Origin of the sequence: Bradyrhizobium sp. I71 (assembly GCF_022354745.1) — a bacterium.
Taxonomy (GTDB): domain Bacteria; phylum Pseudomonadota; class Alphaproteobacteria; order Rhizobiales; family Xanthobacteraceae; genus Bradyrhizobium; species Bradyrhizobium liaoningense.
Map to the genome: position 1 here is coordinate 4,117,931 of NZ_CP059398.1, position 13,257 is coordinate 4,131,187.

General features: G+C 65.4%; 13 protein-coding genes. 4 read left to right on the forward strand and 9 right to left on the reverse strand.

Features of this window, described 5'->3' with window-relative positions; all coding sequences use genetic code 11:
* Complete coding sequence (gene gloB, locus FJV43_RS19930) at window positions 1–768, reverse strand: hydroxyacylglutathione hydrolase (protein ID WP_239620144.1); 768 nt, start codon at window positions 766–768, stop codon at window positions 1–3.
* Between the two features lie 108 nt (window positions 769–876).
* Between gloB and FJV43_RS19935 the strand changes: the two genes are divergently transcribed.
* A complete protein-coding gene (locus tag FJV43_RS19935; protein WP_239620146.1) occupies window positions 877–1,623 on the forward strand; it encodes a methyltransferase domain-containing protein in 747 nt (248 codons plus the stop codon).
* A gap of 219 nt (window positions 1,624–1,842) precedes the next feature.
* Here the strand turns inward: FJV43_RS19935 and FJV43_RS19940 are convergent, their stop codons facing one another.
* From FJV43_RS19940 to FJV43_RS19960, 5 genes are all read right to left on the reverse strand, one after another.
* Window positions 1,843–2,616 (reverse strand): DUF4167 domain-containing protein, encoded by a 774-nt coding sequence (locus FJV43_RS19940; RefSeq protein WP_239620148.1) that lies wholly within the window; start codon window positions 2,614–2,616, stop codon window positions 1,843–1,845.
* Between the two features lie 463 nt (window positions 2,617–3,079).
* Window positions 3,080–3,961, reverse strand: a complete 882-nt coding sequence (gene prmC / locus FJV43_RS19945) for a peptide chain release factor N(5)-glutamine methyltransferase (RefSeq protein ID WP_239620150.1) — start codon at window positions 3,959–3,961, stop codon at window positions 3,080–3,082.
* A 3-nt stretch (window positions 3,962–3,964) separates the two neighbouring features.
* Window positions 3,965–5,050, reverse strand: a complete 1,086-nt coding sequence (gene prfA, locus FJV43_RS19950) for a peptide chain release factor 1 (protein WP_239620152.1) — start codon at window positions 5,048–5,050, stop codon at window positions 3,965–3,967.
* A 56-nt stretch (window positions 5,051–5,106) separates the two neighbouring features.
* Entirely contained in the window at window positions 5,107–7,374 is a 2,268-nt protein-coding gene (gene ptsP / locus FJV43_RS19955; protein ID WP_239620154.1) for a phosphoenolpyruvate--protein phosphotransferase, read from the reverse strand.
* 374 nt (window positions 7,375–7,748) lie between these two features.
* A complete protein-coding gene (locus FJV43_RS19960; RefSeq protein WP_239620155.1) occupies window positions 7,749–9,005 on the reverse strand; it encodes an aspartate kinase in 1,257 nt (418 codons plus the stop codon).
* A 153-nt stretch (window positions 9,006–9,158) separates the two neighbouring features.
* Between FJV43_RS19960 and FJV43_RS19965 the strand changes: the two genes are divergently transcribed.
* The 3 genes from FJV43_RS19965 (at window position 9,159) to FJV43_RS19975 (ending at window position 11,492) form a co-directional block, all read left to right on the forward strand.
* The gene (locus tag FJV43_RS19965) at window positions 9,159–9,626 is read left to right on the forward strand and encodes a PH domain-containing protein (protein WP_239620157.1); all 468 of its coding nucleotides are present in this window, start codon (window positions 9,159–9,161) and stop codon (window positions 9,624–9,626) included.
* 14 nt (window positions 9,627–9,640) lie between these two features.
* Window positions 9,641–10,408, forward strand: coding sequence for a bifunctional 2-polyprenyl-6-hydroxyphenol methylase/3-demethylubiquinol 3-O-methyltransferase UbiG (gene ubiG, locus FJV43_RS19970; protein WP_239620159.1), 768 nt, complete (start codon window positions 9,641–9,643; stop codon window positions 10,406–10,408).
* Between the two features lie 184 nt (window positions 10,409–10,592).
* The gene (locus tag FJV43_RS19975) at window positions 10,593–11,492 is read left to right on the forward strand and encodes an EamA family transporter (RefSeq protein ID WP_239620161.1); all 900 of its coding nucleotides are present in this window, start codon (window positions 10,593–10,595) and stop codon (window positions 11,490–11,492) included.
* A 117-nt stretch (window positions 11,493–11,609) separates the two neighbouring features.
* Here FJV43_RS19975 and FJV43_RS19980 read toward each other — a convergent pair whose 3' ends face one another.
* Genes FJV43_RS19980 through grxC form a run of 3 tightly spaced genes read right to left on the reverse strand, consistent with a single transcriptional unit; the run spans window position 11,610 to window position 13,236 of the window.
* A complete protein-coding gene (locus FJV43_RS19980) occupies window positions 11,610–12,089 on the reverse strand; it encodes a DUF1178 family protein (RefSeq protein WP_239620162.1) in 480 nt (159 codons plus the stop codon).
* On the reverse strand, window positions 12,086–12,964 hold the full coding sequence (locus FJV43_RS19985) for a carbon-nitrogen hydrolase family protein (protein WP_239620164.1): 879 nt from the start codon (window positions 12,962–12,964) through the stop codon (window positions 12,086–12,088). Before FJV43_RS19985 ends, FJV43_RS19980 begins: the two co-directional genes overlap by 4 nt.
* Complete coding sequence (grxC, locus tag FJV43_RS19990; protein WP_131872709.1) at window positions 12,961–13,236, reverse strand: glutaredoxin 3; 276 nt, start codon at window positions 13,234–13,236, stop codon at window positions 12,961–12,963. The genes FJV43_RS19985 and grxC overlap by 4 nt, the downstream gene beginning before the upstream one ends.
* Window positions 13,237–13,257: the final 21 nt, after the last annotated feature.

Sequence of the window (13,257 nt, forward strand, 5' to 3'; positions counted from 1 at the left end):
TCAGGACTTGTTCTTGCGCTCGCGCAGTTCGCCGAACACCGCGGCGGCATCCGCGCCCTTCATGTGTAGCCTGGCTGCGACCTCGGGCGCATCGGCCCGCAGGAACACGTTTGCTCGCTTCTCGTCACCAAGCAGTGAGGGAATCGTGGGCTTGTTCTCGGCCCGCAGCTTCGTCACTTCGGCGGCGCGCGCCTGGAGCGCCGGATTGTCCGGCTCGATGGTCAGCGCGAACTTGACGTTGGACGCCGTGTATTCGTGGCCGCAATAGAGCTTGAAGTCGTCGGGTAGCGCCCGCAGCTTCAGAAGCGAATCCCACATCATCGGGTAGGTGCCCTCGAAGACGCGGCCGCAGCCGATCGAGAACAGCGTGTCGGCGGCGAAGACCGTCTTCTCGGTGTCGAACACGTAAGAGATGTGGTCGAGCGTGTGGCCGGGCGTCTCCACGACACGCGCCAGCAAATTGCCGATCTTCACCACGTCGGCGTTGGCGACGCGCAGGTCGACATTCGCGATCTTCGTCGTCTTGTCGTGCGGCGCCACGACGCGGCAATTGTATTTCTGCTTGAGTTCGGCAACCCCGCCGACGTGATCGCCATGATGATGGGTGATCAGGATGTCGGTGAGCTGCCAGCCCTCGCGCTCCAGGGCCTCGAGGATGGGACCGGCCTCCGGCGCGTCGATCGATGCCGTCGCCTTGGTTTCCACATCGTGGATCAGATAACCGAAATTGTCGTTTAAACAGGTGAAAGTACGAATTTCGGCGGCCATGTCATCTCCATCGGGCTCAGCCCCGCCAGACAAATATGGCGTTAACGTTGCGCAGGCAATGCAATATTCCGCGCGCAGCGGCGGCCTTGCGCATGTTACATTGCCGTCATGACCATCGACGTCGTCGACCTCCGCGAGTTCTATTCCCGCCGCCTCGGGATCGTCGCGCGGCAAATGATCAATCGCGGCATCAGGGAGCGCTGGCCAAGCGCCGAGGGCCAGCGCGTGCTCGGCATCGGCTATCCCACGCCCTATCTGGGATTGTTCCGCGAGGACGCCGAGCGCTGCATCGCCTTCATGCCGGCGGCCCAGGGCGTCCTGAAATGGCCGACGGGACGGCCGGCGCTGGCCTCGCTGGTCGACGAATACTCGCTGCCGCTTCCTGACGCCGCGGTCGACCGCATCCTCCTGGTCCACGCGCTGGAGATGTCGGACGATCCGGCCGCGTTGCTGCGCGAGGTGTGGCGCGTGTTGTCGCCGTCCGGGCGCGTGATCGCCGTGATCCCGAACCGGCGCGGGGTATGGACTCGCACCGACAGCACGCCCTTCGGTCACGGCCGGCCCTATTCGCGCTCGCAGATCACCGAGCTGCTGCGCCAGACCTGGTTCACGCCGACCGCCTGGGGCGAGGCGTTGTTCATGCCGCCCTATGCCGGAGGCTGGGTGCTGAAATCGGCGCAGATGTGGGAGCGCGCCGGCGCAGCGTTGTCGCTGCCCTTTGCCGGCGTCCATATCGTGGAGGCGACCAAGCAGGTCTACCGCGCGATCCCCGCCAAGCGCGAGCACGCGCGGCTCATTCCCTCGCTCGCGAAGCCGGTGCTGGTGCCGTCCCAGACGACAGCGACGCGCAGCTAAAGCGCGATGCGATCAGGATGAATCGTCATCGCGCTTTAGGCCGTTGTTTAAGCATGATCTTTTCGTAAAGCCGCTGCGCACTTTTCCGGATCATGCTTTGGGCTCACCGCCCCCTACCGGGAGAGGTGGTCCGTGCCCCGAGCGCTCACCGCTTCAGCCAGGCACAAACAAATCGTCCCGGCGAGGCCGGGACGAGTCGGGTCTGAAAATCAGAAGTGGCTACTCGCCAGGGGCGACCTCGTCGCTGGACGCGACTGGGGCGGCCTCCCGCTCGGGGCGCGGGCCATGCGGCCGGCGCCGCCGCCGCGGATAGCGCTCGCCGCCACTGGCGCCCTCGAACCCGCCCTGGCCGCCATTCGCGGCGACATTCACTTGCGGCTGCGCGCCAGTGATGAAGGAGGGCAGGCGGTCGACGCTGCCGGCATCGGCGATGACGGGCTGCGGCTGGTTGGCGGGTTGCGGCTGATATTGCGGCTGTGCGCGATGATCGCGTTCGCGGTGCTCGCGCGGCTGCTGGTTGTCGCGCTGATAGGGCTGCTGGCCGTCGCGCTGCTGATGATCACGCTGGTGGTGATCGCGCTGGCCATCGCGGTCGCGCATGAAGGGCTGCTGCGGAGGCTGCGGGACGAAACCCGGCTCCTGGCCGAAGGCCGAGAAATTCTCGCCGTCATCCTCGCCGTCGTCGCTGCTGCTGATGGGCTCATCGCCGCGCGGCTGCTGGTTCTGGCGGAACTGCTCCTGGGCCGCCGCGATCAGGCGGAAGTAATGCTCGGCATGCTGGTAGTAGTTCTCGGCTGCAACGGGGTCGCCGGAGGAGCGCGCATCACGCGCAAGCTGGAGATACTTTTCAGCGATGTGCGAAGCGGTGCCGCGAATCTTGATGTCGGGTCCGTTGGACTCGTAGACCCGGGTCATCGGGTTCTGGCCGCGCCGGTTGTTGTTATTGTTGTTGTTGCGGTTGCGCATCCGCTGCTTGTTCTGACCGTTTCTCATGTCCTGCCTTCGATTCCAGCCCTAAAGGTTGCACGCATTACTGATTGCTAGGAGTGACCTGGTGACAGCGGCTCACGTCTCTCGCGCGCACCGCGCGCAAGCCGGATCGAGCCCTGCCAATGTTCGTCGACCGTCGCGTTCAACAAAGACGCGTTCCCCACCCGCCAGCATTCATTGCCAGCGAACCCATTCATTTCGCCTGCCGAAACAAGCCCAGCTTTCTTGCGTAAGTTTTCAAGCGCAATATCAGGCTTTCGTTCACGTTGCGGTCGGAGAGCAGCGCAGCTCCAATGGCCATCGCGCTCAACAGGACCTGCGGCTTGGAACCTTTAAATCAGTAAAGCTCTCGCCCGAGAGCCCGGCTTTCACCCGTAGGTATACGGGGCCGGCACCGATGTGTTGAACGGAACGTAGTCGTTCCCAGGCGATATTCCAAGAGGTTTTTTGCAGCCCAATCCGGCTTTTATGGAGGCATTTTTCGGGCCGAAACGGCCCGCGGAATGCCCGCCAGGTCGGCCTTGGGCGGCCGGTCCAGGGATAACGCGGCGCCCCTCATCAAGGTTTCAATATTTTGGGCCTGGCCCTGTCCGGCCTCGACGATCAGCGCTCCGCCGGGCGCGAGCCGTTCGGCCGCCTGGGGGATCAGCGCGCGGTAGGCGTCATATCCGTCATTGCCGCCGTCGAGCGCCAGATGCGGATCGTGCCCGCGCACCTCGATGCTCAGTTTCGGAATCTCGGCCGAGGGAATATAGGGCGGGTTCGAGACGATGAGATCGAACGGGCCGCGGAGCGCAGCGGCGTAGGAGCAGGCGACGAAGGCGGCGCGGTCGGCGAGGCCGAGCGCGGCGGCATTGTCCCCGGCGGTTCTGAGCGCGTTCTGGCTGAGATCGGTGCCGACGCCGAAAGCACCCGGAATTTCGTGCAGCAGCGCGAGCAGGATCGCGCCGGATCCGGTGCCGATGTCGACGATACGCGGCGGATGAGACGCCTGCCGCTCGCGAAATATCTCGAGTGCAAGCTCGACCACGGTCTCGGTATCGGGGCGCGGGACCAGGGTTGCTTCCGACAAGCGAAATGGCAGGCCCCAGAATTCGCGTGTTCCGAGGATGCGCGCCACCGGCTCGCCGGCGATGCGGCGCTGCGCATGCTGCGCCAGCCGCGATGCCTCGGCCGTGGTGAGAGGACGGGCAGCCTGCGTAACCAGGCCGGTGAGGTCGAGGCCGAGCACCGCACCGATCAGGATGCGGGCGTCGAGCTCGGCTTCGTCGAGCTGTGCCGATCTCAACAGCGCAGCAAGCGTGCGCCGCGCACCCTCGATGGATTGTCCGGTGAAGGGGTTGCTCACGCCTCAGGCCGCCGCGCCTTGCGCAGCGAGCTGTGCGGCCTGGTGCTCCGTCGTCAGTGCGTCGATCAATTCGCCCAGGGCTTCACCCGCGATCACCTGCGGCAGCTTGTAGAGCGTGAGGTTGATGCGGTGGTCGGTGACGCGCCCTTGCGGAAAATTATAGGTGCGGATGCGCTCGGAGCGGTCCCCGGAGCCGACCTTCTCCTTGCGCTCGGCGGAGCGTGCGGCGTCGACGCGTTGCCGCTCGGCGTCGTAGATGCGCGAGCGCAGGATGTTCATGGCGGAGGCGCGGTTCTTGTGCTGCGAGCGGCTGTCCTGCATCATCACCACGATGCCGGTCGGGATGTGGGTGATGCGGATCGCCGATTCGGTCTTGTTGACGTGCTGGCCGCCCGCTCCTTGCGCGCGCATGGTCTCGATTCGCAGGTCATCGTTCTTGATGTCGACGTCGACGTCCTCGACCTCCGGCAGCACGGCCACCGTCGCGGCGGAGGTGTGGATGCGTCCCTGCGTCTCGGTGTCGGGCACGCGCTGCACGCGGTGCACGCCGGATTCGAACTTCAGCTTCGAGAACGCGCCGCGGCCCTGCACCTCCGCGATGATTTCCTTGTAGCCGCCGACGGTGCCTTCGCTGGCCGAGATCACCTCGACCTTCCAGCCCTGAAGGCTGGCAAAGCGCTCGTACATCCGGAACAGGTCGCCGGCGAACAGCGAAGCTTCGTCGCCGCCGGTGCCGGCGCGGATTTCCAGCACCACGTTGCGGTCGTCCATGGCGTCCTTCGGCAACAGCGCGACGCGGATCTTCTGGACCAGCTCCTCGATTTGTCGCGTCAGCTCGTCGCGCTCGGCCTCCGCCATGCCGCGCATCTCGGCATCGGTCGACGGATCGGCGATCAGCGCCTCGGTATCCGCGAGCTCCTTGACGGCGGAGCGATAAGCCTTCACCGCCTCGACCAGCGGGGTGATCTCGGCGAGCTCGCGTGTGATCTGCACATACCGCTCGGAGGTAAGTTGTCCGAGCGATTCGGCCTCGAGCGAGGCGTGATGCGCGAGCAGGACGTCCAGTTTGGCTTCGGGGAGTGACGACATCGGTTCAGTCTCAATAGCGGCAGGAGGCGAGGCGGCGGGACGCGGCGAAAGGCCCGCTACAAGGCCAGGCCTTCGGCCTCGGCAAATTCCGTCAGCTTCCGCCGGATCGAGACGCTGCCGGCCGGCGCGTCCAGCAGCGGGCCAAGCACGGCCTCGGCCTTCTTGGCGTCGAGATCGAGCACCATCGCCTTGACCGGGCCGAGCGCAGTCGCCGAGAGCGACAGCGAGCGGTAGCCCAGCGCGATCAGCGCGAGCGCGCCGATCGGCTTCGACGCCATCTCGCCGCACAGCGAGAGCGATTTCTTCGCCGCGTGCGCCTTGCTTGCGATGTCGCGCAGCGCGCGCAGGATCGGCGTCGACATGGTGTCGAAGCGCTCGGACACCTTGGCATTGCCGCGATCGACCGCGAACAGGAACTGGAACAGATCGTTGGAGCCGACCGAGATGAAATCGACCTTCTTCAGGAGCTCGTCGAGCTGGTAGAGCAGGGCCGGCACCTCGACCATGGTGCCGATGTCGATTCTTTCAGGCAGCGTGTGGCCGTGCTGGCGCAGATATGTCAGCTCGCGCTCGACCAGTGCCTTGGCCGCGTCGAATTCGGCGACCTCCGAGATCATCGGGAACATGATGCGCAGCGCGCGGCCGCCGCCGGCGCGCAAGAGCGCGCGGATCTGGCCGCGCAGCAGGCCGGGACGATCCAGCCCGAGCCGGATCGCGCGCCAGCCGAGCGCGGGATTTTCCTCGATCACGGCTTCCATATAGGGCAGCGCCTTGTCGCCGCCGATGTCGAGGGTGCGGAAGGTGACCGGCTTGCTGCCGGCCGCGTCCAGCACGGTGCGATAGAGCGCGAGCTGGTCGCTGGTGCGCGGCAGGCTTTGGCCGACCATGAATTGTAGCTCGGTGCGGAACAGGCCGATGCCGGCGCTGCCGGTGTCCTCGATATGCGGCAGGTCGATGGCCAGCCCTGCGTTGATCATCAGCTCGACCTTCTGGCCGTCCTTGGTGACGCAGGGCCGGTCGCGCAGCGCCAGATACTGGGCCTGGCGGCGGGCGCGGAAGCGCACGCGCTCGGCGAAGGCGGCCTCGATCTCCTGCGACGGGCGCACATAGATCGAGCCCGAAGTGCCGTCGACGATGATGGCATCGCCGGGATCGGCGATGCCGGGCGCGTTCGGCACTTCGCCGACCGCGGGAATGCCGAGCGCGCGCGCCACGATCGAGACGTGCGAATTGGCGGTGCCTTCCTCCAGCACGATGCCGCGCAGGCGCTTGCGGTCGTAGTCGAGCAGCGCCGCCGGGCCCATCGCGCGGGCGATGACGATGGCATTGTCGGGCAATTGTTCGCGCGAAGGTGCGTGATCCTGGCCGACCAGCTGCCGCATCAGGCGGTAGCCGAGGTCTTCCAGGTCGTGCAGGCGGTCGCGCAAGTAGGGATCGGTCGAGCGCAGCATGCGCGCGCGGGTGTCGGATTGCACGCGCTCGACGGCGGCTTCCGCGGTGAGGCCGGTGGCGACCGCCTCGTGCAGCTTGTGCGACCAGCCCTGGTCGTTGGCGAACATGCGGTAGGCTTCCAGCACCTCGCGATGCTCGCCGCCGTCGGCGACGTCGCCGCGCTCCAGCATGCGGTCGAGGTCGGCGCGCAGCTTGGCGAGCGCGGTGTCCAGCCGCTTGATCTCCTTCGGCAGGTCCTCGGCGATGTAGTCCTTGATGACGACGCGGGGCTCGTGCAGCACGACGTGGCCGAGCGCGATACCCTCGGACAGGATCGCGCCGACCTTCTGCGCGGAATGGCGCGCCGCCGGCTCCTGGCCCGGCTGGGCCAGCGCGGACAGCTCGCCCGAGGCGATCAGCTCGGCCAGCACCATCGCGGTGGTCTGGAGCGCCTCGAGCTCCTCCTCGACATAGTTGCGCTTGGCGCGGTTCTGCACCACCAGCACGCCGAGCGTGTTGCCGGCGCGCAGGATCGGCACGCCGAGGAAGGAGTGGTAGATCTCTTCGCCGGTCTCGGGGCGGAACGAGAACGCCGGGTGGCTCTGCGCATCGCTCAGATTGAGCGGCGTCGCCTCGCTGGCGACGAGGCCGACCAGGCCCTCATGGGCGCTGAGCACGGTATGGTGCACCGCCTCGCGGTTGAGACCTTCGGTGGCGTAGAGCTCAAGCGTGTTGTCGATGCGTAGCACATAGACCGAGCACACCTCGGCCACCATGTTGGCGGCGATCAGCACCACGATCTTGTCCAGCCGCTCCTGGGCCGAGACCTGCTCCGCCATGGTTTCGCGGAGCCGTCTCAACAAGACGCGGGGACCTCCCGACGCGCTCCGCATGAACCGTCAATCTCCTCCGTCTGCCGGGCCCGGCGGTATCAGCCGGCGGCTGGCTCAAAATTCCAGAAAAACAACCAAATTGTTTGTCCGGCGCAGGCACAAGCCCAAAATCTACCTGAGATTCAGCGCTTGTACCGAATCAGCGCCGCCTGAACTGGGACACAGTCTGCGGCAGCCCACCCTGTTCGCCGTATAGCGAATTGAGGCTTGTTTTGCCAAGCAAAACGCCTGCCAAACGCGAAGGTGTGTACACCTTCGCGTTTGCTGCGACCGCTAAGAGAAAATTAGCCTAGGCTTGGTCCGGAAAAGTGCGAAGCGATTTTCCGGAAAGACCATGCTCCAACAACAATCTAAAGCGCGACGATGGTCGCGCTTTAGGCCTGATCGAGGCCGTAGAGCGTATGCAGGGTGCGCACCGCCAGCTCGGTATAGGCGGCATCGATCAGAACCGAGAATTTGATCTCGGAGGTTGTAATGGCCCGGATGTTGATGTTCCGCCCGGCGAGGGCCGAGAACGCCTGGGCGGCGACGCCGGCATGGCTGCGCATGCCGCTGCCGATCACCGAGATCTTGGCGACGTCGGTGGCTGTATCGAGCCGCGCATAGCCGATCTTGGCCTTGGCGGCGGTAATCGTATCCTTGGCGCGGGTATAGTCGGCGGCCGGCACCGTGAAGGTGAGGTCGGTGGTCTTGCCGTCCTCGGAAACATTCTGCACGATCATGTCGACGTTGATGTTCGCATCCGCCAGCGGGCCGAAGATCGAGGCCGCGACGCCGGGCTTGTCCTCGATCTGGCGCACCGAGATCTGGGCCTCGTCCTTCGAAAAGGCGATGCCGGTGACGACGTGGCTTTCCATGATCTCCTCCTCGCTGCAGATCAGCGTGCCGGGCGGCTGGTTGGCATGCGGGTCGATATCCTCGGGCTTGTCGAAGCTCGAGCGGACGAAGATCGGCATGTTGTGGACCATGCCGAGTTCCACCGAGCGGACCTGGAGCACCTTGGCGCCCTGCGAGGCCAGTTCCAGCATGTCCTCGAACGCGATCTTGTCGAGCCTCTTGGCCTTCGGCACGATTCGCGGGTCGGTGGTGTAGACGCCGTCGACGTCGGTGTAGATGTCGCAGCGGTCCGCCTTGACGGCGGCGGCGATCGCCACGGCCGAGGTGTCGGAGCCGCCGCGGCCGAGCGTGGTGATGCGGTTGGTCTCGGGGTTGATGCCCTGGAAGCCGGCGATGACCGCGACCTCCTTGCGCTCCTGGAAGCGCTTGATGATCTCGCTGCCGTCGATGTCCTCGATCCGGGCCGAGGCATGGGCGTCGCTGGTCTTGATCGGGATCTGCCAGCCCTGCCAGGAGCGGGCCTGAATGCCCATGCCCTGGAGCACGATGGCAAGAAGACCTGAGGTCACCTGTTCGCCCGAGGCGACCACGGCGTCGTATTCGCGCGCATCGTGCATCGGCGAGGCCTCGGTGCACCAGGCGACCAGCTCGTTGGTCTTGCCGGCCATCGCGGAGACGACCACGGCCACTTCATGGCCGGCATCGACCTCACGCTTCACATGGCGTGCGACGTTGCGGATACGTTCGATGTTGGCGACGGACGTGCCGCCGAATTTCATCACGAGGCGGCTCATGACGACGCGTGCATTCCTTCATAAGGATCAGTATGGTGACCCGCACTGGACGGGTGCCTCGCGGACACCGACGCGCGTATACATAGCGGCGGGGCCGGGGGCAAGCGGGTTCCTGCGGGGGCAGGGCGCGGGGGAAGTGGGTTAACCGAGATCATGGCGCGCTATATCGACGAGATCCTGCAACCGGGCGAGCGGGTGCTGTATTCGACCAATGCGCACTGGATCTTCTACTTTCCGGCCATCGTGGCCTGGATCGTGGCGCTGGCCCTGTTCGTGCTGTCCCGGCAGGCCACCGCCGACTGGCTCGTCCTGCTTTGCCTGGTCGCCTCGGGTCTCGTGGCTCTGGCGGCCTTGTATTGGACCATCAAGGGCTGGTTCCATCGCTTCACCACCGAGACCGACGTCACCAATCTCAGGGTCGTGCACAAGACCGGTTTCATCAAGCGCCGAACCTTCGAGATGGCGCTGGACAAGGTCGAGAGCGTCGACGTCGACCAGTCCATTCTTGGACGTATTCTCAACTACGGCGACGTGACGATTCGCGGCGTCGGCGAGGGCATCGAGACGATCAAGACCATCGCTTCGCCGCTCGCCTTCCGTAGTTCGATCACCACGCGGTAGGACCGCGCGCAACCATGAGCATGCAGCAAAATACTTCCCTTTCCGCCCAGCCGGGCTCCACCGTCGACGCCGCCGAGATCGCGAAATTCTCAAAACTCTCCGCGGAGTGGTGGGACCCCAAGGGCAAGATGGCGCCGCTGCACCGGATCAACCCGCTGCGGCTCGGCTATATCCGCGACGCCGCCTGCCGCAAGTTCGAGCGCAACGTGCGCAGCCTCAATTGCCTCGGGTCCCTGCGCGTGCTCGACATCGGCTGCGGCGCCGGCCTGCTGTGCGAGCCGTTGTCGCGGCTGGGCGCACAGGTCATCGGCATCGATCCTTCCCAGAGCAACATCGCCGCGGCGAAGCTGCACGCCGACAAGAGCCATCTTGCGATCGACTATCGCTGCACCACGGTGGAGGAGATCGACCCGCGCGAGCGCTTCGACATCGTGCTGGCGATGGAGGTGGTCGAGCACGTCACCGATGTCGGCGTCTTCCTGAAGCGCTGCGCCTCGATGCTGAAGCCGAACGGCCTGATGGTGGTCTCGACGCTGAACCGCAACTGGAAGAGCTTCGCGCTCGCCATCGTCGGCGCCGAATACGTGCTGCGCTGGCTGCCGCGCGGCACCCACGAATGGAGCAAGTTCGTCACCCCCGACGAACTCGCAAAACACCTGCTCGACAACCGCCTCGTCATCACCGAGCAGACCGGCGTGGTCTACAGCCCCTTCGCCGACAAATGGACCCTCTCGTCCGATATGGACGTGAACTACATGGTGGTGGCGGAAGCCATGGTGTGACGCGCGGGCCGGCGGTCTTCGCCAACCTTCTCCCTGGGGTTATGGGTCCCTGCGTTCGCAGAGACGACACCGAGTTTGTGGCGTGAGCATCGCACCCATGACGTCTGTGCGGTTGACCGCGCTGACCTCAACTTGCAGGTTGGCCGCAATCATTTCCCGCTAACGCCTGTCCCACCCCACCCCGATGCTCACCATCGCCAGTCTCTGGATTCCCTTCACCATCATTGCCGCGCTCGGGCAGGTCGCGCGCAATGCGATGCAGCGGTCGTTGACGAAGCCGCTGGGGACCTGGGGCGCGACCAATATCCGCTTCCTGTTCGGCTTTCCATTCTCGGTGCTGTTCCTCGCCGTCGTGCTGCTCGCGACCGGCGATCATCTGGGCATGCCGCCGGCCGTGTTCTGGCCCTGGCTGCTGTTAGGCGCGCTCAGCCAGATCGTCGCCACCGGCCTGATGCTGCTCGCGATGAACGACCGCTCCTTCGTGGTGACGACGGCGTATCTGAAGACGGAAGCGATCCAGACCGCGATCTTCGGCTTCATCTTCCTCGGCGATCACCTCACCTGGCTCAAGGTGCTCGCGATCGTGATCGCGACCGTCGGCGTCGTCATCACTGCGCTGCGGCCGGGCGGCGAGAAGAGCTTTGCCGAACTGAAGCCGACCATCACCGGCCTCGTTGCCGCCGCGGCGTTCGCGCTGTCCGCGGTCGGTTTTCGCGGCGCGATCATCACGGTGTCCGACGTGTCGTTCGTGACGGCCTCCTCGTTCACGCTGGTGCTCGGCCTGTTCGTGCAGACACTGGTGCTGACGATCTACCTGCTTCTACGTGCGCCGAAAGTGCTGCAGGGCATCCTCGCGATGTGGCGGCCGTCGATGCTCGCCGGCTTCACGGGCGCCTTCGCCTCGCAATTCTGGTTCCTGGCGTTCGCGCTGACGGCGGCTGCCAATGTCCGCACGCTCGCTTTGATCGAGGTGCTGTTCGCGCAGGCCGTGGCCTACTACTCGTTCAAGCAGCCGATCGCGCCGCGCGAGCTCGCAGGGATCGCGCTGATCGTGATCGGCGTGGCAGTGCTGGTGGGCGTGTAAGGCACCGTCATTCCGGGATGGTCCGAAGGACCAGACCCGGAATCTCGAGATTCTCAGGTGCGCAAGTGCGCACCAGAGTTCACGCTTCGCGTGCCCCGGAATGACGCGTTGCGCGCATCAATTCCGGTCTTCCGGGAGCGTCGGCAGCGGCGAGACCTCGATGCCTTCGTCGATCAGCGACTTCGCCTCTTCCGGCGAGGCCTCGCCATAGATCGGACGGTGCTCCTTGTCGCCGTAGTGCATGGCGCGAGCCTCGTTGGGAAAACGCTCGCCGACATTGTCGGCGTTCTTGACGATATGATCGCGCAGCTCCTTGAGCTTGGTGCGCAGCTCGCGCTCCTGCGCCATCAGCAGCGAGGTCGGTCCTGACGGCGCGGCTTCGGGCGTCGTGGCCGTGGCGACTGGCTCCGGCGTCGCGCGGCCACGGCTCTTCTTGCCGACGATGCGCGGCGCCATGATCGCCTTCTCGACCTTGGCCGAGCCGCAGATCGGGCAGGTCACGAGTTTCCGCTTCACCTGCGAATCATAGGCCGACGAGCTCTGGAACCAGCTCTCGAAGGCGTGGTCCCGGTCGCAGCGAAGGGCGTAGCGGATCATGCCGAGCCCCGCACGAGGTGCAAATGGTCCGGTCCCGCCTTGGGGTCGGAGACGCCGAAGCGGCGGCCATGCTGGAGCGAGGGAATCGCTCGGCGGGCGGTCTCGACCCTGGCCGGATCGACCTTCGCCATGATGATGCCGGGCTCGACGTCACCCTCGGCCAGAATCTCGCCCCAGGGATCGATGATCAGCGAATGGCCGTAAGTTTCGCGCTTGTTCTCGTGCAGGCCGGCCTGGGCCGCGGCGAAGACGAAGCAGCCGGTCTCGATCGCGCGTGCGCGCAGCAGCACGTGCCAATGCGCTTCGCCGGTCTTGCGGGTGAAGGCCGACGGCACCGTGATGAAATACGCGCCGCTCTCGGCGAGCGCGCGGTAGAGTGCCGGGAAGCGCACATCGTAGCAGATCGTCAGCCCGATGCGACCCCAGGGCAGATCGGAGATCACGGCGGTCTCGCCCGGCTGGTAATTGGCGGATTCGCGATAGCTCTCGCCGTCCGGCAGCTCGATGTCGAACATGTGGATCTTGTCGTAGCTCGCGAGCACATCGCCCTCGGGCCCGATCAGGAAGGAGCGGTTGACCGCCTTCTCCGGCGAGAAGCGCAGCGCCAGCGAGCCGACATGGAGATGAATCTTCAATTCCGCCGCGAGCGCGCGGTAGGCCTTCAGCGAAGCGTCGTCCTCCTCGCTCTGCAGATGCTCGAACAATGCCTTGCGGTTCAGCTGCATCATGTTGCTGACTTCGGGCGTCTGCACGTAGTCGGCGCCGTTGGCCGCAGCCTGCCGGATCAGCTTCGTTGCCTGTTCGAGGCTCGGCTCGGGCATCAGGCCGGTGCGCATCTGCACCATGGCCGCGGTGAAGGTGCGATTCTCGCTCATGAGACCGCCTTGACGCTCTCGAGCATGCCGTCGAGCTTGCCGTCGCGGTCGAGCGCATAGAGCTCGTCGCAGCCGCCGACATGGGTGCCGCCGATCCAGATTTGCGGGAAAGTCGAACCTTGGCCGGCGCGGCCGTACATTTCCTGGCGCCAGGACGGGTTCTTGGCGACGTCGAATTCGGTGAAGGTCGCCTTCTTGCGGGTCAGCAGCGACTTGGCGGCGGAACAATAGCCGCAGCCCGGCCGGGTGTAGATCTCGACAGCAGCAGTCATTTCGTCTGGCGCTCTCATGTC